The sequence below is a fragment of the Chryseobacterium glaciei genome, assembly GCF_001648155.1.
Taxonomy (GTDB): Bacteria; Bacteroidota; Bacteroidia; order Flavobacteriales; family Weeksellaceae; genus Chryseobacterium; species Chryseobacterium glaciei.
In genome coordinates, this window is record NZ_CP015199.1 from 3,295,097 (window position 1) to 3,320,441 (window position 25,345).

The following is a 25,345-nucleotide window of genomic DNA, read 5'->3' on the forward strand; positions in this document are numbered from 1 at the left end:
CTTAACTAAACATTAACAAAACGCCGTTATTGTTAACTTTATGTGAACGATAGTTTATTTATTAATCTATGCTTTAAAAATTGTTAACTTTGACTCAGTAAAAATTAAAAATGAACCAAAAGAAAATACTCTTAATAGACGATGAACTGGATATTTTAGAGATCCTGTCTTATAACTTAGAAAAGGAAGGTTACGATATCTCCACTGCTACCAACGGTAATGAAGGGATTGAGAAAGCTAAACAAATTGTTCCGGATCTTATCTTATTAGATGTAATGATGCCGGAAAAAGACGGTATCGAAACTTGTCAGGAACTTCGTAAAATAAAAGAACTTCACAAAACACTGATTGTTTTCCTTTCTGCAAGAAGCGAAGAATTTTCTCAGTTAGCAGGTTTTCAGGCAGGAGCCAATGATTATATTGTGAAATTAATCAAACCGAAAATTCTTATTTCTAAAGTTAATGCTTTATTACAGTTAACTTCTCAAGTTTCAGATAATGCTAAATTAATTGAAATTGGAGATCTTATTATTGATAAAGACAACTTCAGAGTATCAAAAGCCGGACAGCAGTTTTTACTTCCGAAAAAAGAATTTGATCTTCTTTATCTTTTAGCTTCAAATACAGAAAAAGTATTTAAAAGAGAAGAGATTCTGGAGAAAGTTTGGGGGAACGATGTTATCGTTGGAGAAAGAACGATCGACGTTCATATCAGAAGATTAAGAGAAAAACTGGGAATTAATACCATCCAGACTCTAAAAGGGATTGGGTATAAGCTGATCGTTTTATAGCTTAAAAAACCTAACTTTACATAAACCAATAAAAACTTTGTAAAATTGAAATTTTACAGACTTACCCTCGTCGCATCATGTCTATTGACATTGGTGATGTTCTTTCTAGTAATCGTTTTTGATTCGCTAAAGGATATCTATTACAAAACCCCATTCTTTAAAATAGGACTTTTCATATGTCTCATCGTTATTTTTATCATTAATTATTTAGTTTTAGAACTATTGTTTAATTATTATGGTAAAAAACAGGTTCGTGGGCTTTCTTTGCTTTTACCGCAGGAGATCGTTCATGATAACGATGAAAATATTACCATTAAAGAATTGGGAGAAAGGTTTTCAGATCTTAATCAGCAAAAAGTTACCGAACTTGATATGATGAAAGAAATGGAAAGCTACCGTAAAGAATACATCGGAAATGTTTCTCATGAGCTTAAAACGCCACTTTTTTCCATTCAGGGATACGTGGAGACGTTGAGGGATGGCGGAGTCGATAATCTTACGATTCGTGATAAATATTTAGAAAGAATTGATATTTCGGTTGAAAGATTAATTGCCATCGTTACAGATTTAGATATGATTAACAGGCTTGAAGCCGGAGAAATTAACCTTACTGTTTCCAGATTTGATGTCAATTTATTGATAAAAGAAATTTTTGATCTTCTAGACCTCGAAGCTGAAAAACACAACACAACATTACAGATTCAGACCTTAAATCCTCAGATTTTTGTGGATGCCGATAAACAGAAGATCTCTCAGGTTTTCATCAATTTAGTTTCTAATGCGATTCATTATGCGAACAGACAGGAAGCAAAAGTTGTTGTAAAGACAAGCGTTCTGAAAAATAAGGTTCTGATAGAGGTCATCGATAACGGAATGGGAATAAAATCAGAAGTTTTATCAAGAATTTTTGAAAGATTCTACCGTGTAGAAACCAGCAGAAGTAGAAGAGAAGGTGGTTCAGGATTAGGATTGGCCATCGTAAAGCATATCCTTGAGGCTCATAACGAAAACATTACGGTAGAGAGTGTCTATCTCGAAGGCACGAAGTTCAGTTTTATGCTTGAGAAAAGTAAATAATTTCTTCAAAATGTAAGAAAAAAAAATATTTTAAAAAATTCATAAATATTTTTTTGTCACATGTCATTTATTATATATTTGCAACAGAGATTAATCATAATAACAAAGGCAAAAAAGTAATTTATAAAACTGATATGGTTTACAAAATCCGCGTAATATTAGATGCAAAAGAAGATATTTTCCGTGATATCGAAGTTAAAGGAAAACAGACGCTATGGAACTTACACTTAGGAATTAAAAGTGCGTTCAGCCTTCAGGGCGAGGAGCTTTCAACTTTTAATTTATTGGAAGATGACGGTACGATCGTAAAAACTGTTCCGTTAGAAGATATGAGTGATGATGGAGATGGGGAGATTATGTCGGATGTATACATTGATGAGGCGTTTGAAAGTGCTGGTAAAAAGGCGCAGTTCCAATACGGATTTCTGGATCTTTGGGAATTCTTCTGTGAGCTTGTTGAGGTGATCGACGAGACCAAAGGAGTAAATTATCCGATCACAGTCTACAGATTTGGAAACGTTCCGTTGAAAGCACCTAGCAAAAACGGAAGTGCAGGAGGGAAAAAGAAATCGGCAATGCCTTTAATGGAGGACGATTTTGCTTTCGAGGACGACTTTGCAGGAGGAAGCAGTTTTGCAGATGAAGATGATGACAACTTCGATGACGAGGAAGAAGAAAACTATGACGACGATGTTTTCGATGATGAAGATGACAACGACGACGAAAGATAATACTTAAAATATACAGCCCTGAATGAAAATTCAGGGCTTTTTTGTCTTAAAAACTAAGTATTTTAATTACTTATTACCAATTACTTATTATTTATTTTTCAGGAGCTATTTCCCGCTTTCCGCTATATCTTTTGTTCCGCGTTGCTGCACAAAAGGATGTCGCTGCAATCGGGGCTAGGACTTTGTCATAATTAACAAATCTTCGTCATAAAAACAGGTGACTTCGAGAACCTCGGTCATCTGTTTTTCAGAATTTTATCAACCAATTATTTGATTGTAACTTTGCCCGCACTTGGTGGCTGAGGTTCTCGAAGCCATCAATTCCAACATTCAATCTTAATTGAGTGAAACGCCTTTGCGATCTTAAAAGCACAACCAAAATCAAAAAAAACATTGCGATCCTTGCGTTTAAAAAAAGTAAATCCAATTCATTTATTAGATTTTTGTAGAATTTTTATCAAAAAAATTTACTTGCAAAGCAAAATTCACCATTAACAATTCACTCACTTACATTGCGATTCATTATTTTTGTTAAAACTTGATTAATGAAAAAATTATTTTTACTCGCTGTAATTGGTCTGGGAATTGTTTCCTGTACCACTCAAAATATAAATAAAAACACTATGGATTTGCCGAAAGAATGGAAACACTCTACTAATATTTACGAAGTCAACGTCAGACAATATACCAAGGAAGGAACTTTTAAAGCATTCGAAAAAGAAATGCCACGCTTAAAATCAATGGGAGTAAAGACGCTTTGGTTCATGCCGATCACTCCGATTGCTCAGGAAAAGAAAAAAGGAAGTTTGGGAAGTCCGTACGCAGCATCAGATTACACTTCCATCAATCCTGAATTTGGAACGCTTAATGATTTCAAACACATGGTGAACGAAGCTCACAGATTGGGATTCGAAGTTATCATAGATTGGGTTGCAAACCATACCGGTTGGGATCATGTCTGGACAAAAACACACCCAGAATTTTATTTAAAAGATCCGGACGGGAAATTTCACATCGCATCCGGGATGGATGATATTATCGAATTAGATTATAAAAATCCGGAAATGCGCAAAGCAATGATCGATGCTATGAAATTTTGGGTAAAAGAAACCAATATCGATGGTTTTAGATGTGACTTGGCTTCTTGGGTAGAAGTAGATTTCTGGCAGCAGGCTCGTCCTGAAGTTGAAACTGTAAAGCCACTTTTCTGGTTAGGCGAATTTGATGAACTAGAAACTCCCGAATACGGAAAAGTTTTCGATGTAAGTTATTCTTGGTCTTGGATGCACAAATCTGCCGATTATTACAATAAAAACTTGCCTTTGCAGGATTTGAAAGATCTGTTGGTAAAATATTCAAATATTGGAGATTCTTCCATGAGAGCTTGGTTTACAACAAATCACGACGAAAATTCATGGAACGGAACAGAATACGAAAAATATGGAGTAATTACAAAACCAATGGCTGTATTTTCTGCAACATGGAATGGCGTTCCATTATTATATTCCGGTCAGGAACTTCCCAATATAAAAAGATTGGAGTTCTTTGAAAAAGATGTTATAAAATGGACAAATACGTACCAGGTCTCAGATTTTTATAAAACTTTATTAAGTTTAAAATCATCAAATCCTGCATTAAGAGGAGGGGATCCAAATATTGGAACTCATCTTTTAAACACGACGGCCAACGATAAAATTTTAGCCTACATTAGAAAAAATGGAAAAGATGAGGTCTTGGTAGTTTTAAATATGTCAAAAGAACCTGTAAATTTCATTATTGAGGATGAAAATCTTTCAGGAAGCTTCAAAAATGTTTTTGACGGAACAAAAAGAGACTTCAACAATGGGAAAGATTTCAATTTCAAAGTCTCAGATTATGTTGTATTTGAAAAATGAATTTTTAAACCATTTAAATTTGGTTGAAAATTTAAAATATTCTTATATTTAAAATAAATAATTTGATTATTATCAATACGAGCGGGCTTTAGCCCGCTTTTTAATTCAAACGAAAAAGCTTTAGCCAAACCTTACAATGAATAAAGAAGAAATTTTAAACATCATAAAAACAAAGATCTCAGAAAAAATTCAAAACTTTGAAACCCTGATTGCTGAAACCCGTGCTTCAAGTAACGACACGAAAAGTTCAATGGGAGATAAATACGAAACAGGAAGAGAAATGTTGCAGCAGGAGATCAATAATCTTCAAAGACAATTGAATGAAACTTTAAATCAACAAAGTATTATCCAGAAAATCACAGATGAACCATCAATGAAAGTTCAAAACGGAGCGTTGGTAAAAACAGATAAAGGATTGTTTTACATTTCGGTATCGCTGGGAGAAATTGTTTTTGATGATCAAAAAATTATGACTGTTTCTGCAGAATCACCTTTAGTGAAAGCTATGTTTGGCAAGAAAACGGGAGAAACATTTTCTATAAATACCATCCATCAAGCGATTGAGAATGTTTGGTGAAACTCAAAAAAAACAAATATCATCTTAATGTGAAATAAAAAATAAATGAAATATATACATCATTAAGTATACTATTATACTACTATTTAATAGAGAATTAAGATTAATTTGGAATTGAAAAACTGCTGTTTATACTTTTTTTCATCTGAAAATCAGTTGATTATATTGTAATGGTATATAGATAGTATAGTGCTTTTTTGGAATATTATTTAGTTTTCCATCTATTTGTTGCTTATTAAAATATTAAGTAATGAAAAAAAACATTTTATCTTTTATTATTGTTCTATACTCACAATTAATTTTCTCACAGGTTGGTATAGGTACACCTAATCCTAGAGGTGCTTTGGATATCAATAAACCAACCACTAATAATATGGGATTGATTTTACCTACCAATGCCAATGCCAACAACCTTATCAATCCTTTAGGAGGAAGCGTAGTTCCTGGGACAATTATGTATGACAGCACACTAGATTGTGTAAGGCTTTACAAAGGGACTAATGTTTGGAGTAATTGTCTTAGTGAGACTAATGGTTCTTCTTCTACTGGAACAATCACCAGATTAAACTGTGCTGGTGCTACAAATAATGGTACACTTACAAGCGGTAGCCCGGCAAGCGGTGTATCATCTGTAATACCTTATACAGGAGGTGATGGAGGTTCTTATGCAGCACAAAACGTAACTTCTACAGGAATAACAGGATTAACGGCTACGCTGAACGCGGGAAATTTTGCTAACGGAAACGGATCCCTTACTTATACCATTACGGGAACTCCATCAAGTCCAGGAACTGCAAGTTTCGCAATTAACATCGGTGGTCAGGCTTGTATATTGGAGAGAACGGTAGGTAGTAGTACGATACCGCCTAATCCCGATCTTACAAATACATGTAACGGTCTTGAATTACCTTCCGGTGTTAGTTCTACTAGCGGAACTGTGAATGGGCTGTCGGTTACTGCAACCTATAATAATAGTTTAAATCCAGGATATAATTCACTTGCCAGCTGTGGAATTACTCAAAGCTCAAAATCATTTGCATTTTATGGAAGCTCTTCTTTGAAATTTAATTTTAATCGAAAAGTAAGCAATCTCAAAATAGTTGAAAAGGGTGCAGTTGCAAATCATCGTATAACTTTTACACTAAAAAGAGATGGTATAGTAGTATCACCTACTATAACAGTATCAAATGTAGGAACTTGTAATTCCAGCTTTAGTATTGGGACAAATTCTGTAACTTGTCTTTCCCCTTCTATTGGTTCGCCCACGGATAGTAGTATAATTTTTAATATAGGTGGAGTTTGGTTTGATGAGATCGTAATCAGTAGAACTTCATCAGATAATAAATTAACTTTCCTAAATTTCTGTTTAGGCGCTGCTCAATAAGAATTAAAGAGTTTAAATATTTTATAAAACACTAATAACCAAGGGTAATAACCCGTAAAGTGTTTTGAAAAGTAAACCTCGGGTTAATTTGAATCGGGGTTTATATTTTATATAAAAACGAGGTTATATCATATCATTTAGTAACTAATTAATTTTCTGCTCACTGTATCTTATAATAACAATATTGAAAAGGAAATAAGAGAAAAGAGCATTGCAATATGTGAACGGGGTTGTGAACTCATCCGATGTGGTTCCGAATATATCCAGATAAGTTACTTAATAGGAAAATTGCTGCTACTTAATGCCTTTTCAGGGTTATTTGAAGCTTCTTAGAGGTTGTCGAACCTATATTTACAAGTAAATTACATATCCAGACCATTAAAATAATGTGTTGGGATATTTCTGAACCACTCTAAAACAGTAAAGTGACAGTCCGGATATTAAAATGGGGAGAAGAATGAATAAAAGACCTATCCGGATAATAAATCATCCCTAAAATTAAGGTTTAAGGGATGGTTTTGATATTATTTTTTCGTTGCTATAATTATCATCTTCGTTTTATCATACAGATAATTTAATTGCTCAATTTCTTTTTTGTCTTTGATAATTTTAAAGGTAGTGATTTTATCCTTTTTAAGCAGTTGCTTAAATTTTTTAAATGGATATTCTTTATTATTAACCAATACTATTGTCTGTTGATTTTCTTTCTCAATAGCATATGAGATATTTAACAGACGTCGATCATCCTCATAACTTGAATTAGTAGCAATAATTGGCTGAGATAATTTTTTGTTACAGCTATATGATGTTGATAAAATTAGAATAATAATAACTAAGAATTTCATATTTGTTTTTTTATTTAAATTAATAAATACTGAGCTCAATAGGGTTGAATGTTTTTTCTGATTTCATTGTATTCCGTCTTATCATTTCAATATCATCTTTATCTTCGAGCATTTGCTCATGTAATCTCATCATGCTTGCAGATCTGTTTTTAAAAGCTTCCCATACTTTTTCCTTTGTTGTTTTTTTAACATCGGTGAATGTGTAAGCAGATTTGCAGGTATATTTTCTTTTTCTGAAAGTGTAAAGCTTATAGTGATAATCATCTTTAGTATCATACAATTCAGTGATGAGACCTGGTAAGCCATTAAATTTATATGGTCCGTATTGAAAAGGAATATCAGTTGTGAACCAAGCTGTCCATGTTCTGCCATATTTGGTAGTTTCCGCTTTTTGGCATTTGAATCCTAAGACTGTTTTAAATTCATTTTTGACTTTCCAATTAATGTTGTTAGGTTCTTCGTAAGAGTAATTATTAATTACGCTAATTACAGTTGTTACATACAATTTAGAAGAAGTGGTACCAATAGTTTCCCGAAAATCAGTTGCATATTTCATAGCTTCCTCAAGTGGGATTCTCTTTTTTTCTACTTCAAGGGAATCAGAAATATATTTGTTCATATTCTTGAAAAATGAAGAAGATTCATTAATAAGTAGTGCAAAGGTTGTTGTTTTCTTGAAATCACTGTCAGTGGAAAGTTTGTATTTCAATTCGTAATCTGCTTCATAAACTACATCAAATTTTTTCTGAGAAAATACAGATGTGATTATTAATAAGTGAATGAGTAGTATAATCTTTTTCATTGTAAACATTTGTTCATGATAAAGAAACCGCCACGATTGGCGGTTTCTTACATTGCCTTTTTAATTTTTTTTTAGTGGCTGTAAACTACAGTGATAATAGCAGAACCGGCATGTTGAGGGCATGTTACACCATTTAAAGCAGTTAAATAATCAGTTAATCCATCTTGACTCATATTCTGAGCATAGCTATTACTAACTTGTAATACTTTTCCGCAAGAAGTTCTAAAAGGGAATGCGCTTACTATTCCTGCTAATAAAAACGCGCCTAGTAATAATGTTTTTTTCATAATTTTTATTTTTTATGTATTGCAAATATATATAAGTTAGGGATTGGTACATCATTCAGATGTGAATAATTTTTTATCAATTTTGAATATTTTTAAAATAGTCTTTAGAAAATATATGACCGCAATAGATTTTTTTAGGAGTAAGTAAAAAACTATATTTGTAATAAAAAAAAATGAAACTTTCAGATAAATTATTAACAACCCGCACAGCAAAGAAGCTTTCCAAACAAGAGGTTGCAGATATGCTGGGAATGGATGTTACAACATACGGAAGAGTTGAGGCAGGAAAGAGAAATTTAGAAATAGATAAATTGAAACTTTTGCCGGAAGCTTTAGATATCAAAGTAGAAGAGATATTAGATTTATTAGAAATTGATAAAGGAAATATTTTTAATATCAATAACGGAGAACATGCAACTGGAAGTGGTATTGGAAATGTAGAGAATTTCTATACAGAAAGTAAAGAAACTTTAGCTGAGATAAAAAACTTATATACAGAACTTCTCAAGCAAAAAGATATGATGATAAACCACTTGAAGCAGGAAAATGAAGCATTGAAAAGTGCACTAAAAAAATAACGTTATGCAAAATTACTTAGACCTTTTACAACATATTTTAGACAACGGAACCGATAAAACCGATAGAACGGGTACCGGAACCAGAAGTGTTTTCGGATATCAACTGAGATATGATCTTTCGAAAGGCTTTCCTTTGGTGACAACTAAAAAAGTGCATTTGAAGTCTATTATTTACGAACTTCTTTGGTTCTTAAAAGGCGATACCAATGTTAAATATTTAAATGATAATGGAGTAAGCATTTGGGATGAATGGGCAAATGAAAACGGCGACTTGGGGCCTGTTTATGGTGCTCAGTGGAGAAGCTGGAACGGTGCAGACGGAAAAATTGTAGATCAGATTACAGACGTTATCGATCAGATTAAAAAAAATCCAGACTCTAGAAGATTGATAGTCTCTGCATGGAATGTTGCAGAAATTCCAAATATGGCTCTGGCACCTTGTCACGCTTTATTTCAATTTTATGTGGCGGATGGAAAATTATCACTGCAACTCTATCAGAGAAGCGCAGATGTTTTCTTGGGAGTTCCTTTTAATATTGCGAGTTATGCATTGTTATTAATGATGGTTGCGCAGGTTTGTGATCTTGAAATTGGGGATTATGTTCATAGTTTCGGAGATGTTCACATTTACAATAATCATTTTGAGCAGGTAAACAGACAGCTTTCAAGAGAAACAAGACCTCTTCCGACAATGAAATTAAACCCGGAAATTAAAGATATTTTTGATTTTAATTTTGAAGATTTTACATTAGAAAATTATGATCCGCATCCGGGAATTAAAGCGCCTGTTGCGATTTAATTTTGCTAAAATAATTTTGTAATTATTTCATTAACTTTGATTTAAATTCAAAATGTATGGAAATTAAAATAAGTTTAGACGAATATGCAGATGTTGCTTTCATCAAAAAACTTTTATCCCAGATAAAAGGTATTAATACGATTGAAATTTCTGAGGATGAAAAGACTTATTCCTGGAATGAGCTTGAAGACTCAGAGCATTTTGGAAAGGTGATGGAGCAAAGTGAGAATGATTATAAAAGCGGAAAAATTCAGGAGCTGACAGATGATTTATTAAATGAAATATTTAATAAAAAATGAAAATAACAATTTCAGAGACTGCGAGAATTTCGCTGGATGAAATTATAGATTTTCTACAAGCGAAATGGACTGCAAAAGAAATTGCTGTTAGGAAATTTAGACAAACAATGATTGATGGCATTATAAAACATCAGTCTTTAGAAAAGTCTCCAAATATAAAATTTACGCTTATTGGTAAGAAACAAGTTAAGCTATTTTATGAAATCAAAACAGACGAAATCGTTATTAAACTATTTTGGCACTGCAAAAAAGATCCATTACAATTAAAAGATCTTCTTAATAAAGAATAGAAATTAAAGTGAAGCCTATAAACTTCACTTTTTTTGTAACTTTCAAAGCAAATTTTACACTTATCAAATATGAAATATCTAAAAATCAATATTGAGGAAAACGCAGATGCTGAAAAGCTGAAAGAACTTTTATTTCAGGTAAAAGGAGTGGATTCAATAGAAATCATTGATGATGAAAACCCGGAAAGCGAACTGAAAAAAGCTTTTAATAAAACGAAAGAACAGTTTAAAAAAGGAGATTACGAAACAGTAGTTAATGATATATTCGATATTTTAACAAAAAATAATTCTAAAAAATAATTAATAAATAAAGATGAAAAAGGCCATTTTATCGATTGCTATACTTGGAATTTTCTTTTCCGCAAATGTATCGGCACAAACCGAAACTTCGGGCAGAGAAAAGGTGTACAGAGCGACTCATACCAAAGTAACGGAACTGAAACACACCAAGCTAAAAGTAAATTTCGATTATCAGAAGGAACAAATGAACGGGGAAGAATGGCTAACGGCTTCACCTTATTTTTATCCTACCAACGAATTGACGCTTGATGCAAAAGGAATGTTGATTCACGAGGTAGCTTTAGATATCAACGGTAAAAAATCTTCTTTAAAATATGACTATAAAAATGATGTTTTAAAGATTAGCTTAGATAAGACCTATCAGAAAAATCAGGATTATACAGTTTACATTAAATATACGTCTCGCCCGAATGAGGTGAAACAGGAGGGAAGCGCGGCAATTAATGATGCAAAAGGTTTGTATTTCATTAATCCACAAGGAAAAGATCCTGATATGCCAACTCAGATCTGGACGCAGGGAGAAACAGAATCTTCTTCTGCTTGGTTCCCCACAATTGATAAACCAAATCAAAAGTCTACTCAGGAAATTTACATGACGGTTCCGGATAAATATGTGACGCTTTCAAACGGAATTATGAAAGATTCTCAAAAAGAATCTAACGGACTGAGAACCGATCATTGGATGATGGATAAGAGACATTCAACTTACCTTTTCTTCATGGGAGTGGGTGAATATGCGATCGTTAAAGACAAATGGAAAAATATTCCTGTAGATTATTATATTGAAAAGGAATATGAGCCGTACGCAAAACAGATCTACGGAAATACTCCAGAAATGATCGAATTTTTCTCGAAAAAAATGGGCTACGATTATCCTTGGGCAAAATATGCACAAATTTCAGGAAGAGATTATGTAAGTGGAGCGATGGAAAACACGACCGCGACTCTTCACGGAAGTGATATTCTGCAAAAACCAGGACAATTAATTGATGAAAATTCTTGGGAAGACACAATCGCCCACGAATTATTTCACCATTGGTTTGGAGATTTGGTGACTGCAGAAAGTTGGAGTAATCTTACGGTAAATGAATCTTTTGCCAACTATTCCGAATACCTTTGGAATGAATATAAGTATGGAAAAGATCAAGCCGATTACCATCAATTGGAAGATGTTAACAGATATATCCACAATCCTTCTGATTTCAAGAAAAACTTGGTGAGATTTAATTATGAATCTCGTGAAGATGTTTTCGATTTGGTGACTTATCAAAAAGGGGGCGGAATTCTTCATATGTTAAGAAATTATCTTGGTGACGATGCTTTCTTTGCGGGAATGAATGATTATTTAAAAACCAATGAATATCAAAACGCAGAAGCACATCAGCTAAGATTATCATTCGAAAAAGTTTCAGGAAAAGACCTGAATTGGTTCTTCAATCAGTGGTATTTCGGAAGCGGAAACCCGAAATTAAACTATTCATCTACTTTTGAACCTGTTAAAAAACAAGTTACAGTAACAATCAATCAAACTCAGGATCAGCCTTTTGAATTTCCTTTGGCAATTGATGTGTATGATAACGGTAAGCCGAAAAGATATAATGTTTGGGTAAATGCTGAGGCAAAAAATACATTCAATTTTGATGTTTCAAAAACTCCGGATTTAATTAATATCAATGCGGATGGCGTTTTAGTGGCAGATATTACGGATACAAAAACTCCTGAGCAATATTTAATGCAGTTCACAAATTCAAAAGAATTCAAAAACAGATATGCTGCTTTGAACGGGATTAAAGATCAGGTTGGAAAAAATCCTGTAGCAACAAAATTATTGGCTGCGGGGATAAAAGATCCTTATTTTAGAGTGAGAAATAAAGCGTTAGAATTGATGGATTTAAACAATCCTGAACAAATGAAAACGTTAGGGGCTGATGTTGAAAAAATAGCATCAAACGATCCGAAAACCTTAACTCAGGCTGCTGCTATTGCTGCTTTAGCGAAAACTAAGGATAAAAAATACTTTCCGATTTTTGAAAAAGGAGTGAATGCTGTTTCTAATGCTGTGAGAGGAAATTCGTTGGGAGCTATTTCGGCAATTGACCCATCAAGAATGGCTTCTTTGGCTGATAAAATTGATTTAAGCGGTGCTTCAGAAGATCTTTTGACGCAAATGTTACCGATTGTTGTTAAGAATAAAGTGACTTCTCAGATGGCTAATATTGCTCCGATTGCTGCATTTTATCCTTTTGTTAAATTTCAAAATCCGGAGTTGGGAAAATCTGCCGAAGAAGGATTCAATTGGATCATGTCTTCTGACAATCTAAAAGCAACTGAAAGCATTACTAAAATGATTGGACACGCAAAAAGCCAAATGGGAGATAATCCACAGGCAAAAATGATGATTTCTCAGATGTTGAAAGATGGTTTGAGCAAAAAAATGGAATTGTTAAAACAAAATCCTCAAAAGGCTTCAAGTATCAATCCTCAAATTGATGCTCTAAATAAAGCGATCGAAGATTTTAAATAATAAAAGCAAAATATAAATTGTAAAGCATCTCATTTTGGGATGCTTTTTTATTTTAAATTGTAATTAATGATAAAAAATAGGTGAATAACAACCGTTTTTTTGAATTATCTTTTATAATTTAGTATTAAAATTACAGAATTATGACTTTTGGAATCGAGGCAGCTAGCTATTATGTACCGTCTTTATATTTGGAAATTAAAGATTTAGCAGAAAAAAGAGGAATTGAACCCACAAAATTGGAAAAGGGATTAGGGCTACATAAAATGGGATTTCCGGATGTTCATGAAGATGCAGCTACTTTCGCAGCAGAAGCTTTATTAAAATTAGTAAAGGATTATACGATTAATCCAAAAGATATTGCCAGAATTTATTTGGGTACAGAAAGCGCTTTGGATGCTGCAAAACCAACCGCTTCTTATGCAATGCAAATGGTTGAAAAGGTGTTGGAAAGTGAATTTGGAGAAAGATGTTTTAGAAACTGTGACGTTGTGGATATGACTTTCGCTTGTGTCGGAGCAGTAGATGCTTTGCATAATTCTTTAGACTTTGTAAGAGTTAATCCTGATAAAAAAGCAATCGTCATTGCCAGTGATTATGCTAAATACGAATTAGCTTCTTCAGGCGAATATACGCAGGGCGGTGGCGCAGTTTCTTTATTGATTTCCTCAAAACCCGATCTTTTAGAAATTGAAAATAATTGGGGAGTAGCCACAGAAAGTGTGTTGGATTTTTTTAAACCAAGACGTCAATATAAAAAAGAAGATTTAACAAATGCTTTAGAAACTTTTCCAGATAAAATTGAAATTTTCACGGATGAACCGGTTTTTGATGGACAATATTCTAACCAATGTTATCAGGACAGAATAAGAGAAGCTTATAATCATTATAAAGAAATTACAGGCAAAAATAAGCCTTATGAAAATTGGAAATATCTGATTTTCCATCTTCCTTATGCCTTCCACGGTAAAAGAGTTTTCACTGAAATTTACAGTTTGGAAAATGGACTTGCATATGAAACACCAGAGGAACAAAAAGCAGTGGCAAAATCTGAAAATTATATTCAGTTTATTAATGATACAATAGAAAAATCGCAACGTGCATCCTCCGAGATCGGAAATATGTACACCGCTTCAATTTTTATGGCGTTACTTTCAGCATTGCAGACTTCTTTTAATGAAAATGAAGAACTAAAAGGTTTAGAAATAGGATTTTTAGGTTACGGAAGCGGATCAAAATCTAAAGTTTTCGTAGGAAAAGTATCTGAAAACTGGAAAACGGTTGTTTCAAAATGGGATTTATTTGAAAATCTTAAAAATAGAACATCTATTGATTTTGAAACCTATGAAAAGTTACATAGAAAGCAATTAGAAGAATCTGTTAATGAAAATTACAAAGGATTTGGACTAAATTCTGTGGAATTAGAAAACCCTGTTTTAAAAGGAGCGAGGTATTATCACCATCAGAAATAAGAATTAATTATCATAAAATTCAACTGCCACTTCTTCATGAGGTGGTTTTTTATGTTTTGATTTTAACAATTTTAGTCAAAAATTATGAAATTTTTAAAAATAGTGTGTTTTATTTTCGAAATATTAGATACCATCATTTTTTATTAACAAATCCCAACTTATGATTTAATTAATTTTTTACTTGAAAAGATATTTTTTAATAAATATCATATAACCAGAAGTGATATTTATGATTGTAGTGAAAAAAAAGTGAAAATAAAAAAAATTAGTTAAATATATTTTTCAATGAAGATATTTTTAAGCTATTATGAATAATAGAACAGTTAATTACTGAGATTTGATCGTTGTTTAAGAATTTTAATAAATTTTAAGTTATTGTAATTCAGTTTTTTCACATTGTATTTGTTAGTATTTATTAACAAATTTGCTTTCTTAAAAATACTAAATAAAAAAACATGAATGTGAAATTATGCATTATGACAACAGCTGTTTTGTTTTTTACAGGACAGGTTGTAAGTGCTCAAAAAAAAACGAATGATTCAATAAAGGAAGCAAGTATTGATGAAGTTGTAGTTACAGGGTATCAGAAGAAAAGCAAAGATGAGGTTACTTCCGCGATCACTGTTGTCTCTGGAAAAGCTTTGTCTAATTTCTCTTCTTCAACAATGGGATCTAATGCTTTACAGGGAAAAGCTGCTGGTGTAGATATTTCGGCACTGAATGGTAAACCTGGTTCAGGATCAGCGATTAATATTCGAGGATTAGGGAATGTTACTACAAAAGTTGGTGCTTCAAATCCATTGTTTGTTATTGATGGTTTTGTTGTTGGAAATGATCAGAGAGCACAGGATGTTTTCAACTCTATTAATCCTAGTGATTATGAAAATATTTCTATACTGAAAGATGCAGCTGCAGCAGCTATTTATGGTTCGCAGGGAGCAAATGGAGTTATTGTTTTAACGACAAAAAGCGGAAAATCAGGAAGGCCTGTTATCACTTTAAGCTCTCGAATTGGATTCTCTGAGAAAATTAAAGATATTAATTTCAGAATGATGAATTCTGCTGAGAAAATTGATTACGAGAAAAAAATGTATGCTCTCGGTATTAGCGGATACAGCGCATGGACAGATTCCAATGTATCTGCAGCTCTGGCTTTAGATCATGATTGGCAAAAAGATATTTTAAGAAGATCAGCAATTGAGTCTTACCAAGTGGGGATTAGAGGAGGAAACGAAAAATCTAAATATACATTTTCATTAGGATATGATTCTGATAACGGCATTGTGCAAAATATTCATGCTTACAAAAGATATACAGGGAGAATGAAGTATGAAGCGACTCCAACAGATAGAATGAGCTTTGGAGTTTCTACTGGTGTTAATTATAGTATGTCTCAGGATATAAGGGACAGAAATAATGAGCAGAATCCTTTTAGAGCAATGTATTCTTATAATCCATATGAACCTGTTTTTAACGCTGATGGAAGTTATAATTCTACGAAAAGAGGTTTCCCTATTTTAGAAGCTCTTAAAAATAATCCTGAACGAAATAATTCTTTAATTTTTGATGGGAATATTTTCGCCCAATATAAAATTTTAACAGGATTGAATTTTAAAACTCAATTAGGAGGATATTTTAATAACATAAGGTGGAATAGAAAGGTTCTAAGAGGATCATTTTTAGATAGATCTTTAGGAATAAATGGAAGTGTTGTAGAGCAAAATCAAAATCGTTTCAGATATACAAATTCTAATACATTAAATTATACAAAAACATTTGGTAGCCATAGTATTGATTTATTAGGTTTGGTAGAATATACAGAATTCCGGAATGATTATATTAGTGCAACAGGTAGAAACTTGTCGTCGCCAACATTAAATGAGCTGGATAATGCATCAACCCCTTTTGAAGTTAAGGGTTATGATGAACTTTACAGGACGTTTTCTTACGGAGCTTTTTTAACTTATGATTTTGCTAAAAAGTATATTTTAACGGCATCTGTAAGACAAGATAAAGATTCTAGATTTGGAAAAAATAATGTACTGTCTGAACCATTCTGGTCAGTAAGTGGTGCTTGGAATGTTACTAATGAAGAATTTTTGAAGGATAATACCATTTTATCACTATTAAAACTAAGGGCATCCATTGGTACCAGAGGATACAATAATATTGACCTTAATTTAAATAACACATTAATGTCCGGAAGTAGTTATGGTTCTTTTCCTACTATTGCTCCTAATATAATTTATGGAAATCCAGATCTAAAGTGGGAAGTCACAAAATCACAAAACTATGGAGCTGAATTTGGATTTCTAAATAATAGAGTAAGAGGAACTGTAGATTATTTTATTGATCAAAAAAAGGATTTCATATTTACTGTTCCTAATTTTGGCTCAGAAGGAGGAGCATATGCCACTAATATTAATGCAGGTGATTTAAAAAATAAAGGACTTGAATTGAGCTTATCAGCAGATATCATAAAATCTGCAGGCTTTAATTGGAGCATCAGAGCCAATACAAGTTTGATGAGTTATAAACTTGTTAAACTAAGGAATGGCGAAACAGAAAGAACTGTCGGAGCAATAAATCAGCTGAAAGAAGGTGAAGAACCGTTTTCATTCTATCTAGTAAGGAGCGCAGGTATTAATCCTGACAATGGGAATGAAATATATTATACTAAAAATGGAGGAACTACAGAGGTATATAGTTCTAATGATGCTGTTTTATTACAAGGTAAATCACCACTTCCAAAATTATTTGGAGGTTTTGGTACTACTTTATCTTATAAAGGATTTGATTTACAAGCTGATTTTACTTATAAATCAGGTAATTATACTTACAATTATATGGCACTCGGTATGTTGAGCTATCCTAATGGAGCTACAAATAATATGAGATCTGATGCTATTAATTATTGGACAACACCAGGGCAGACAAATGTATTACCAAGACCTAACAATACTTCCAATGCTCCTGGGGGAAGTACAGGACTACAGACTACCGACAGATTCCTCCAAGATGCATCTTACATCAGATTAAGAAATGTAAGTATAGGATATACATTGGACAAAAGAATATTGGGTGAATCATTCCCTGTAAACAAAATTAGAGTTTCATTATCGGGGCAGAACTTAGCTACTTGGACAAAATTTGAAGGAGATCCGGAAATATCAATCGGTTCAGGAGAAAGCCAAACAGGAGGTGGGCAAACATTTATAAATGGTGCATTTGCATTATATAGCTATCCTGCGGTAAAAACATATTTATTTGGAATTGAAGTAGAATTTTAAAACACATATTAAAACTTATGAAAAAAATAATCAATATATCATTATTATCACTTGCATCTTTTCTTTCATTACAATGCAGCGATGAAAGGTTTGATATTCTTCCTAATAGTCAGGATGCACCAGAAATCATCTTTACAACAGAAGCTAACTATAGATTAGTTTTAGATGGAGCTTATGATGCTTTTAAAAGCCCGACATATTATAATGGTGATACAGGAAGCTCTATTATTTTGGGAGATGTATTGGCCGACAATCTTATTTTAAATACCCAAGGAAGGCAGACGAATAAAGCGGCTTATGAATGGTCTTATAGTCCAATTACTCCAGCGGTTACCTCATTGTATTCATCTGCATATTTTGTAATTTCCAGAGCAAATATTGTTTTAGATAATCTAAATAAAGTTCCATATACAGACTATATGAAGAATATTGAAGCTGAAGCAAAGGCAGTTAGAGCAATTGCACATTTTGATTTGGTAAGAGCATATGCGAAAATACCTACACAAAGTAGTGATGCATCTTCATCTTTGGGAATAGCATACGTAACTACTTTTGATCCAGGTATTAAGCCGTCAAGAGATGCTACAGTAATGATTACATATGATAAGATCATTGCAGATTTACAGGATGCATTGGCGAAAATTAATACAGTTAATGGGACAATCGGAAGGCTAAACAAAACTTCGGTTTTAGGTTTTTTATCCAGAGTCTATTTATATAAAGGAGATTATGATAAAGCAATACAATATGGGGAACAGTGTATTCTAGCAAGTACATCAGTAGGAGCAAGTGGTAATTTTGTAGATGTTTGGAAAGACGCATCTGATGATGGAGAATTATTTACAATATTAAATGCAAATGTTAGTAATGATAACATAAATGTTGGAGTTGCTTATAATCAAAACTCTGTAAATCCGGCAGGTATTCGTTCAGAATATAACGTAAATTATGATTTATTTACAAAGTACGGTTCTACTGATATTAGAAAGGAAGCATATGTTCTTACATTTAATTATATAACGACACTTTACAATCATGTAATTAAGTATAGAACAAGAGCTGGTTCTCCTGCGCCTCCTGCTCAGGTAGTAGATATTAAATTATTAAGATCTGCCGAGGTTTATCTTAATGTTGCAGAAGCTTATATGAAATCTGCAGCTCCAAATCAAACTAAAGCTCTTCAAGTACTTAATACCTTAAGAGCTCAGAGATATGCATCTTATGTACCAGGAACAGAAACCGGAACAGCTTTATTAAATGCAATCTATTACGAAAGAAGATTAGAATTGGCATTTGAGAACGACCGATTCTGGACAATAAAAAGATTAGGACAATCAGTTGTTAGATCAGATTATGGTTCATCTGTTAGCGGAGGTGGCGGAGATGCTCCTACTGGTGCATTGAAAACTTTGCCAGCAAATAACTTCAGATTTGTATTGCCGATTCCGCAGGATGCGATTAATCTAAATCCAAACTTAGTTCAGAACCCTGGGTATTAAAACTAAATAAATTAATCATTCAATATTCACTTGAAGATCAAGGTTTAATAAGAATAATAAGTAATTAATCTTAAGTTAAGAGTAATTTTACGAGGCTATATTTTTATAGTCTCGTTTTTTTTGATTTGTTTAAGCTGTATTTTCAATTTTTCCAGAAACCGCTCTTCTGCACCCATGTTTTGAAAAGTCCGGGCCAAGCAGACACTTCACTCCCTTTTTTACCTAAGCCCCAGCCATGTCCTCCCGTTTGGAAAATATGCATTTCAACAGGAATATTTGCATTTTTTAAAGCTTTATCCATCAGATAACTATTATCTACAGGAGAAATAGGGTCATCCAAAGCTTGTGCTAAAAATGTGGGGGGAGTATTTTTATTAACCTGCCTTTCCACAGAAAAAGCAATCTCTTGTTTGGTTGTTGGCTGAGTTCCCAAAATGCTTTTTTGGGCGTGCGTTTTATTATTAGGAGAAAGCATTGAGATCACGGGGTAAATAAGTCCTTCAAAATCCGGTTTCGCAGATATGGAATCTATTTTATCAACAGGTTTATAAAACTTTTTATCAAAAAGAGTAGAGGTTATACCTGCCAAATGTCCTCCTGCGGAAAATCCGAGTACTCCGATTTTATTTTGATCAATACCGTACTGCTTTGACAGATTGCGAATCATGCGAATAGCACGTTGAGCATCCTCAAAAGGAACATCAGTACTTTTCCAATTTTCCTGAGGTAAACGGTAAATGAGTTCAAATGCCGTCACTCCTTCAGATTGTAACCAATTAGCAGTTGGAGTACTTTCTTTTCCTAGTTCAATATGAGCATATCCGCCGCCACTGATAACTAAAATTGCAGTTCCATTAGGATGTTGAGATTGATGAACGATCAGTCTTGGGGTGGAAACATTCCTCACAGATCCTTTATCGCTAATGAGCTCCGAACTTCGATTACCTCCCGCATTCGGCATATGAGATGGCCATAAATCAATTTGTTCTAAATTACTCTGAATACTGAATTTTTGCCCCTTAATTTGTGCACTTATTGATGTGCAGGTAGAAAATAATAAAGCAGTAATGATAATAAATACTCTCATCATAATAAACGAATAACTTATGCTATCCTGGACGAGGTATTGCAAAAAATATGCAAATTTTATTCATTAAATGTAGTATTGTTCTGAAAACTTTTCGGAGTAATTCCTACCAATTGTTTGAATACTCGGGTGAAATAATTGGTGTCTGAAAATCCTGTTTGATAGGCAGTTTCTTTAATGCTGTTCTGACTCGCCAATAATTCTTTTGCTCTATTAATTCTTTCCTGTAAAATAAATTCATTCGGAGAAGTTCCCAATTCATCTTTAAACATTTTAAAGAAATTCGATTTGCTTACGTAGGCCAACTTAGCAATGCTGTCGATTGATAATTTCTGATGAAGATTATTTTTAATATAATCCACAGCAAAACCAATTCTTGACTTATTTTTAGCAATATTTTTTTCTACCATACTTCTTGCTTGGGTTTGCATCAGTCTAATCAATAATTCTTTCAAAGCAAAATCAGCCATAATATCCTTTTCAGAATTGTCATCCATGGCGATTCTCATGATATTGTTAGTCGCAGAAGCAAGAGATTTATTATTAAACAGAAAATACTCATCAAGTTGAATATTCCATTGTGAAGTTTCATCAACTTTTGGTAAATGATAATTTAAATGATTTAAAGAATTTTCGATAAACTCAGGGTTAAGGCTTAAAGAAATGCATTGTGATGGAATTTCATCGGCTTCGGGGAAATCTATAACCATTGTTTCTCCAGGTGCTACTAAAATACTTTCTCCAGGAAAATAATCGAAATAATTGGTTTTATTGTCCAGTTTCATATATTTTTTTCCTCGAAGCATGGCGGTAAAAGCAATATTTTCAAAATGAAGTTTTACATCAAAAGCGGTTTTATGGGTTTCGTAGATACTGAATTCACAATTATTTAGATTGAATTTTGTCTGATTTTCAATTAAGTTTAAAAGCTGATTTTCCTTTTTTAATTCAGGAGTATTTAATAAAAATTTATTATCATTCATTTCTAAACATTTTTTATTGCCTCTTCTATCAAATATAGAAATTTAAACGCTATGCAGTTGTTAATAAAACTATAAAATTAGCCATCTGCACTATTTTGATGTTTTTTTGTAGGATTATGCTATGCGTTTGTGCTAGGTAAGTGTAATTTGGTTGAACAGAAAAATTAAAATTATACTAATATGAGCACTATTACAGAACAACAACCAGGGACAACTTTACAGTGGCCTGAATTCAAAAGCAAATACGATAATTACATCGACGGAAAATTTACAGCTCCTGTCAATGGTCAATATTTTGACGTAGTTTCTCCGGTTAACGGGAAAAATTTCACGCAGGCAGCACATTCATCTAGAGAAGATTTGGAATTGGCTGTCAACGCAGCGGAAAAAGCATTTCAGACTTGGAAAGATACTTCTTCAACGCAAAGAAGTATTATTTTAAACAAAATTGCCGACAGGATCGAGGAAAATCTTGAATATTTAGCAACGGTTGAAACCATTGACAACGGAAAAGCAGTTAGAGAAACTTTGGCAGCAGATTTACCTTTGGCAATCGATCATTTCAGATATTTTGCTTCGGTGATCAGAGCAGATGAAGGTTCTCACAACGAATTAGATAAAGATACGGTTTCATTGATCGTTCATGAGCCACTTGGAGTAATCGCTCAAATCATTCCATGGAATTTTCCTTTATTAATGGCAATCTGGAAACTTGCCCCGGCTTTAGCAGCAGGAAACTGTGTAGTTCTAAAACCGGCAGAAAGCACCCCAATTTCTATCATGGTTTTAATGGAAATCATCGGAGATTTACTTCCAAATGGAGTAGTAAACATCGTTAACGGTTTCGGGGCAGAATTGGGAAGAGCGTTGGTTACGAATCCAAAAGTGAATAAAGCAGCATTCACAGGTTCTACGGCAACAGGCCGTTTGGTGATGCAGTATGCAACAGAAAATATTATTCCTGTGACATTAGAATTGGGAGGGAAATCTCCAAACGTTTTCTTTAGTTCGGTGATGGATGCGGACGATGCGTTTTTAGATAAAGCAATCGAAGGTGCGGTTCTTTTTGCTTTAAATCAGGGCGAAATCTGTACTTGTCCTTCGAGATTATTGGTTCAGGAAGACATTGCAGATGCATTCATCGCAAAAGTGATCGAAAGAGTAAAAGCCATCAAAGTCGGAAATCCTCTTGATAAAACGGTGATGATGGGGGCTCAGGCATCTCAGATTCAAAAAGATAAAATCCTTTCTTACATCAAATTAGGAAAAGAAGAAGGTGCTGAGGTTCTTGTCGGAGGTGAAGTGAATCATGTTGGCGAAGGTCTTGAAAACGGATATTACATCCAGCCAACGATCTTCAAAGGAAACAACAGAATGAGAATTTTCCAAGAAGAAATTTTCGGACCTGTTTTGGCGTTCACAACTTTCAAAGATGAAGAAGAAGGAATCAAAATCGCTAACGATACGATTTATGGTCTTGGAGCAGGAGTTTGGACGAGAGATGCACATCAGTTATACAACGTTCCGCGCCAGATCCAAGCGGGTAGAGTTTGGGTTAATCAATATCACTCTTACCCTGCTGGAGCGCCTTTCGGGGGATATAAGCAGTCAGGAATCGGTCGCGAAAACCACAAAATGATGTTAGATCACTACCGTCAGACCAAAAATATGTTGATTTCTTACAACAAAAACAAACTAGGTTTCTTTTAATTTTAAATATTAGGGCGTGCCCGTTTGCCTCAGCTTAGGCCGAGGCAAAACGGTCGGGCTATTCAGGGCTCCACTTCGTTTCGGTGCTCCGCTTCGCTCCGCACCGGCTCATTCTTCGCCGCCCTTCCTATCCCTCACGCGAAGTGCGACGTATCAATTGTGTGGGGAAAGAAATTAACAGCAGTGTTTTAATTATATATTGCTGATAGATAATGTGTTATGATGAGTTTTTTATCAAACTAGGAACTAACTCAAAAAATAGCGTAAAAATGTTACAACGCCTTTATCATCTCGTAGAGATCTAAACAAAACTTGGAAAACAGTATTAATAGAAGAGTCTAGGCTCTTACGGAAGGACAAAGACATTTTTAAACGAAACTATTATAATTTATACATACAAAAATCAAAAAAATGCAAACCAACATATCCAGAGTCTCAGTCACAGAAAAAGCATTAGAAGTAATCTGGGAGTTAGAAAGAAAATATGGCGAACTCATGTTCTACCAAGCCGGAGGATGTTGCGAAGGAACTCAGCCCCAGTGTTTCGAAAAAGGAGGATTCTTCCCTAGAATGAATGATGCAATGATCGGAACCATCAATAGTCACGAATTCTGGATCGACCGCGATTTATTTGAATACTGGAAATATTCTCATTTTACATTGGATGTTGTAGACGGTTTCGGGCCAGGCGGATTTTCTTTAGAAACACCTTTAGGAAAAACGTTTAAAATAGAATACAAACTTTTCACTCCAGAGGAATTCGAAAACCTAGAACCTGTAAAACGCAGTGAATGAAATCTGTGAAAATCTGTGGTTAAAATCTCTTGCAGATTCAAAGATATTGGTGTTAAAATTAGTGAAAAAACATTCGTGTAATTTGTGTTTAAACAAACAAAATATCAAGTCTTGACAACCGATTAACAAACATCGAAGCCACTACTTGTCCAACTGCATTTAAAACCGTCGCCAAAGGATCAACCAATGTCCCAATAATCATCACAGCAGGAATGGCTTCCTGAGGCAATTTATAAACAGAGATCATCAGCATTTCTCCAATATATCCTCCGTTCGGAATTCCGCCTGCAACGATACTTACAAAAACAGTAATTCCTAATGCTAAAAGTAGATTCATCGGATCAAAAAAATCTCTTCCTATAATTAAGAAAGCAACATAAATTTTAATAATTGAAGACATCGAGGAACCGTTTTTATGCAAAGTCGTCCCGATCGGAATCACAAGATTCGCAATAGAACTTGGAATACCAATTTTAGAGGCAGCCTGTAAATTGGCAGGCATTGTTGCAAAACTACTGCATGTACTTAAAGCTGTTAGGGTCGGATAAATTGCATTTTTCCAGAAACTTTTCACTCCATTTTGTCCATTCGCCATAAAAGCATACAGTGAAAAAAATACTAAGAAATAAACGATTCCTGCAATATAATAAAGACCTAAAGGTTTAGCGTAAAATCCGAAAAGCTGAGGTCCTAAAGTTGCGACCTGGTAGGCAAAATAAGCTCCTAAACCAATCGGTGCTACTTTCATAATCAATAAAAGTAACTCCTTCATCACTTCATATCCGGAAGCAAGAAAAACTCTGAATGGTTGTCCTTGTTCTCCAGCTTTTCTGGCTGCAAACCCTGTCATGAAGGCAAAGATCAAAAGAGCCAACATATTTTGTCTTGAAAAAAGCTGAGTAAATTCTCCCACGGTAAAGAAGCCGACAATTCTATTTCCCCAACTGTCTCTATTAGTGGCTTCTTCCACAATTTCCTTACTTCCCGAAACTCCGGAAACAGGGAATAGGTAAACAACACAAATGGTAAAAACTGCTGCTGTTAAAATGAAAAATAGAAAAGTAAAAACCATCGTCAGCATGATTTTTCCAAACTTCGATTGCTGTTCTAAGGAAGCGATCGAATTAGAAACTGCAAAAAACACCAACGGAACTACACTTACAAAAAGAAGATTCAGGAAAATATCTCCCAAAGGTTTTATATACTCAACAAAATTGGGAGCAACGATTCCAATAATGCTTCCAACAGTGATCCCGAGGAGTAAAAGTATAATTCCTGAGTAGTTTTTAAATACTTCTTTCATGCAGGTTTTTTATCAAAGATAGTTTTATTT

23 protein-coding genes are annotated in these 25,345 nt (G+C 33.7%); 17 read left to right on the forward strand and 6 right to left on the reverse strand.

Annotated elements, in window-relative coordinates:
* The first annotated feature begins 110 nt into the window (after positions 1-110).
* The 6 genes from A0O34_RS14770 (at position 111) to A0O34_RS14795 (ending at position 6,455) form a co-directional block, all read left to right on the forward strand.
* Complete coding sequence (locus A0O34_RS14770; RefSeq protein ID WP_066755995.1) at positions 111-791, forward strand: response regulator transcription factor; 681 nt, start codon at positions 111-113, stop codon at positions 789-791.
* Between the two features lie 45 nt (positions 792-836).
* The gene (locus A0O34_RS14775) at positions 837-1,868 is read left to right on the forward strand and encodes a sensor histidine kinase (RefSeq protein WP_066755998.1); all 1,032 of its coding nucleotides are present in this window, start codon (positions 837-839) and stop codon (positions 1,866-1,868) included.
* Positions 1,869-2,002: 134 nt separating this feature from the next.
* The gene (locus tag A0O34_RS14780; RefSeq protein ID WP_066759753.1) at positions 2,003-2,599 is read left to right on the forward strand and encodes an IS1096 element passenger TnpR family protein; all 597 of its coding nucleotides are present in this window, start codon (positions 2,003-2,005) and stop codon (positions 2,597-2,599) included.
* Positions 2,600-3,144: 545 nt separating this feature from the next.
* The gene (locus tag A0O34_RS14785; RefSeq protein WP_066756001.1) at positions 3,145-4,494 is read left to right on the forward strand and encodes an alpha-amylase family glycosyl hydrolase; all 1,350 of its coding nucleotides are present in this window, start codon (positions 3,145-3,147) and stop codon (positions 4,492-4,494) included.
* Between the two features lie 136 nt (positions 4,495-4,630).
* A complete protein-coding gene (locus A0O34_RS14790) occupies positions 4,631-5,071 on the forward strand; it encodes a GreA/GreB family elongation factor (RefSeq protein ID WP_066756004.1) in 441 nt (146 codons plus the stop codon).
* A 250-nt stretch (positions 5,072-5,321) separates the two neighbouring features.
* Positions 5,322-6,455: a hypothetical protein gene (locus A0O34_RS14795; RefSeq protein WP_066756008.1), complete on the forward strand. Its 1,134-nt coding sequence runs from the start codon at positions 5,322-5,324 to the stop codon at positions 6,453-6,455.
* Positions 6,456-6,979: 524 nt separating this feature from the next.
* Here the strand turns inward: A0O34_RS14795 and A0O34_RS14800 are convergent.
* The 3 genes from A0O34_RS14800 to A0O34_RS14810 form a co-directional block, all read right to left on the reverse strand.
* A complete protein-coding gene (locus A0O34_RS14800; RefSeq protein ID WP_066756011.1) occupies positions 6,980-7,300 on the reverse strand; it encodes a hypothetical protein in 321 nt (106 codons plus the stop codon).
* Positions 7,301-7,319: 19 nt separating this feature from the next.
* Positions 7,320-8,102: a GLPGLI family protein gene (locus tag A0O34_RS14805; RefSeq protein WP_066756013.1), complete on the reverse strand. Its 783-nt coding sequence runs from the start codon at positions 8,100-8,102 to the stop codon at positions 7,320-7,322.
* 71 nt (positions 8,103-8,173) lie between these two features.
* Entirely contained in the window at positions 8,174-8,389 is a 216-nt protein-coding gene (locus tag A0O34_RS14810; protein WP_066756015.1) for a hypothetical protein, read from the reverse strand.
* 173 nt (positions 8,390-8,562) lie between these two features.
* Here A0O34_RS14810 and A0O34_RS14815 point away from each other — a divergent pair, with 173 nt between their 5' ends.
* From A0O34_RS14815 to A0O34_RS14855, 9 genes are all read left to right on the forward strand, one after another.
* A complete protein-coding gene (locus A0O34_RS14815) occupies positions 8,563-8,967 on the forward strand; it encodes a helix-turn-helix domain-containing protein (RefSeq protein ID WP_066756017.1) in 405 nt (134 codons plus the stop codon).
* 4 nt (positions 8,968-8,971) lie between these two features.
* Complete coding sequence (locus tag A0O34_RS14820; RefSeq protein ID WP_066756019.1) at positions 8,972-9,766, forward strand: thymidylate synthase; 795 nt, start codon at positions 8,972-8,974, stop codon at positions 9,764-9,766.
* Positions 9,767-9,822: 56 nt separating this feature from the next.
* On the forward strand, positions 9,823-10,065 hold the full coding sequence (locus A0O34_RS14825; protein WP_066756022.1) for a hypothetical protein: 243 nt from the start codon (positions 9,823-9,825) through the stop codon (positions 10,063-10,065).
* The gene (locus A0O34_RS14830) at positions 10,062-10,355 is read left to right on the forward strand and encodes a hypothetical protein (RefSeq protein ID WP_066756024.1); all 294 of its coding nucleotides are present in this window, start codon (positions 10,062-10,064) and stop codon (positions 10,353-10,355) included. Before A0O34_RS14825 ends, A0O34_RS14830 begins: the two co-directional genes overlap by 4 nt.
* Before the next feature lie 69 nt (positions 10,356-10,424).
* Complete coding sequence (locus A0O34_RS14835) at positions 10,425-10,655, forward strand: hypothetical protein (RefSeq protein ID WP_066756026.1); 231 nt, start codon at positions 10,425-10,427, stop codon at positions 10,653-10,655.
* A 13-nt stretch (positions 10,656-10,668) separates the two neighbouring features.
* Positions 10,669-13,179: a M1 family metallopeptidase gene (locus A0O34_RS14840; protein WP_066756029.1), complete on the forward strand. Its 2,511-nt coding sequence runs from the start codon at positions 10,669-10,671 to the stop codon at positions 13,177-13,179.
* A gap of 140 nt (positions 13,180-13,319) precedes the next feature.
* Positions 13,320-14,648, forward strand: coding sequence for a hydroxymethylglutaryl-CoA synthase family protein (locus tag A0O34_RS14845; protein WP_066756032.1), 1,329 nt, complete (start codon positions 13,320-13,322; stop codon positions 14,646-14,648).
* 476 nt (positions 14,649-15,124) lie between these two features.
* Complete coding sequence (locus tag A0O34_RS14850; RefSeq protein ID WP_157886031.1) at positions 15,125-17,938, forward strand: SusC/RagA family TonB-linked outer membrane protein; 2,814 nt, start codon at positions 15,125-15,127, stop codon at positions 17,936-17,938.
* Positions 17,939-17,955: 17 nt separating this feature from the next.
* On the forward strand, positions 17,956-19,437 hold the full coding sequence (locus A0O34_RS14855) for a RagB/SusD family nutrient uptake outer membrane protein (protein ID WP_066756037.1): 1,482 nt from the start codon (positions 17,956-17,958) through the stop codon (positions 19,435-19,437).
* 142 nt (positions 19,438-19,579) lie between these two features.
* Here the strand turns inward: A0O34_RS14855 and A0O34_RS14860 are convergent, their stop codons facing one another.
* Both A0O34_RS14860 and A0O34_RS14865 read right to left on the reverse strand, forming a co-directional pair.
* Complete coding sequence (locus A0O34_RS14860; RefSeq protein WP_157886032.1) at positions 19,580-20,527, reverse strand: alpha/beta hydrolase; 948 nt, start codon at positions 20,525-20,527, stop codon at positions 19,580-19,582.
* A 56-nt stretch (positions 20,528-20,583) separates the two neighbouring features.
* Positions 20,584-21,507, reverse strand: coding sequence for an AraC family transcriptional regulator (locus A0O34_RS14865; protein ID WP_066756040.1), 924 nt, complete (start codon positions 21,505-21,507; stop codon positions 20,584-20,586).
* Between the two features lie 180 nt (positions 21,508-21,687).
* On the opposite strand from A0O34_RS14865, the gene A0O34_RS14870 reads away from it, so the two are divergent.
* Both A0O34_RS14870 and A0O34_RS14875 read left to right on the forward strand, forming a co-directional pair.
* Positions 21,688-23,217 carry an aldehyde dehydrogenase family protein gene (locus A0O34_RS14870; RefSeq protein WP_066756043.1) on the forward strand — a complete coding sequence of 510 codons (1,530 nt, stop codon included), beginning with the start codon at positions 21,688-21,690 and terminating at the stop codon, positions 23,215-23,217.
* Positions 23,218-23,628: 411 nt separating this feature from the next.
* Complete coding sequence (locus A0O34_RS14875; protein WP_066756046.1) at positions 23,629-24,012, forward strand: DUF779 domain-containing protein; 384 nt, start codon at positions 23,629-23,631, stop codon at positions 24,010-24,012.
* 88 nt (positions 24,013-24,100) lie between these two features.
* On the opposite strand, the gene A0O34_RS14880 is transcribed toward A0O34_RS14875, so the two are convergent.
* On the reverse strand, positions 24,101-25,315 hold the full coding sequence (locus tag A0O34_RS14880; RefSeq protein ID WP_066756049.1) for a dicarboxylate/amino acid:cation symporter: 1,215 nt from the start codon (positions 25,313-25,315) through the stop codon (positions 24,101-24,103).
* Positions 25,316-25,345: the final 30 nt, after the last annotated feature.

Coding starts and splice junctions, on each gene's coding strand:
- A0O34_RS14840 (WP_066756029.1), top strand. CDS start 10,669: ATGAAAAAGGCCATTTTATCGATTGCTATACTTGGAATTTTCTTTTCC.
- A0O34_RS14830 (WP_066756024.1), top strand. CDS start 10,062: ATGAAAATAACAATTTCAGAGACTGCGAGAATTTCGCTGGATGAAATT.
- A0O34_RS14850 (WP_157886031.1), top strand. CDS start 15,125: ATGACAACAGCTGTTTTGTTTTTTACAGGACAGGTTGTAAGTGCTCAA.
- A0O34_RS14820 (WP_066756019.1), top strand. CDS start 8,972: ATGCAAAATTACTTAGACCTTTTACAACATATTTTAGACAACGGAACC.
- A0O34_RS14880 (WP_066756049.1), bottom strand. CDS start 25,315: ATGAAAGAAGTATTTAAAAACTACTCAGGAATTATACTTTTACTCCTC.
- A0O34_RS14875 (WP_066756046.1), top strand. CDS start 23,629: ATGCAAACCAACATATCCAGAGTCTCAGTCACAGAAAAAGCATTAGAA.
- A0O34_RS14815 (WP_066756017.1), top strand. CDS start 8,563: ATGAAACTTTCAGATAAATTATTAACAACCCGCACAGCAAAGAAGCTT.
- A0O34_RS14835 (WP_066756026.1), top strand. CDS start 10,425: ATGAAATATCTAAAAATCAATATTGAGGAAAACGCAGATGCTGAAAAG.
- A0O34_RS14860 (WP_157886032.1), bottom strand. CDS start 20,527: ATGATGAGAGTATTTATTATCATTACTGCTTTATTATTTTCTACCTGC.
- A0O34_RS14865 (WP_066756040.1), bottom strand. CDS start 21,507: ATGAATGATAATAAATTTTTATTAAATACTCCTGAATTAAAAAAGGAA.
- A0O34_RS14785 (WP_066756001.1), top strand. CDS start 3,145: ATGAAAAAATTATTTTTACTCGCTGTAATTGGTCTGGGAATTGTTTCC.
- A0O34_RS14780 (WP_066759753.1), top strand. CDS start 2,003: ATGGTTTACAAAATCCGCGTAATATTAGATGCAAAAGAAGATATTTTC.
- A0O34_RS14800 (WP_066756011.1), bottom strand. CDS start 7,300: ATGAAATTCTTAGTTATTATTATTCTAATTTTATCAACATCATATAGC.
- A0O34_RS14825 (WP_066756022.1), top strand. CDS start 9,823: ATGGAAATTAAAATAAGTTTAGACGAATATGCAGATGTTGCTTTCATC.
- A0O34_RS14810 (WP_066756015.1), bottom strand. CDS start 8,389: ATGAAAAAAACATTATTACTAGGCGCGTTTTTATTAGCAGGAATAGTA.
- A0O34_RS14770 (WP_066755995.1), top strand. CDS start 111: ATGAACCAAAAGAAAATACTCTTAATAGACGATGAACTGGATATTTTA.
- A0O34_RS14845 (WP_066756032.1), top strand. CDS start 13,320: ATGACTTTTGGAATCGAGGCAGCTAGCTATTATGTACCGTCTTTATAT.
- A0O34_RS14870 (WP_066756043.1), top strand. CDS start 21,688: ATGAGCACTATTACAGAACAACAACCAGGGACAACTTTACAGTGGCCT.
- A0O34_RS14805 (WP_066756013.1), bottom strand. CDS start 8,102: ATGAAAAAGATTATACTACTCATTCACTTATTAATAATCACATCTGTA.
- A0O34_RS14855 (WP_066756037.1), top strand. CDS start 17,956: ATGAAAAAAATAATCAATATATCATTATTATCACTTGCATCTTTTCTT.
- A0O34_RS14795 (WP_066756008.1), top strand. CDS start 5,322: ATGAAAAAAAACATTTTATCTTTTATTATTGTTCTATACTCACAATTA.
- A0O34_RS14790 (WP_066756004.1), top strand. CDS start 4,631: ATGAATAAAGAAGAAATTTTAAACATCATAAAAACAAAGATCTCAGAA.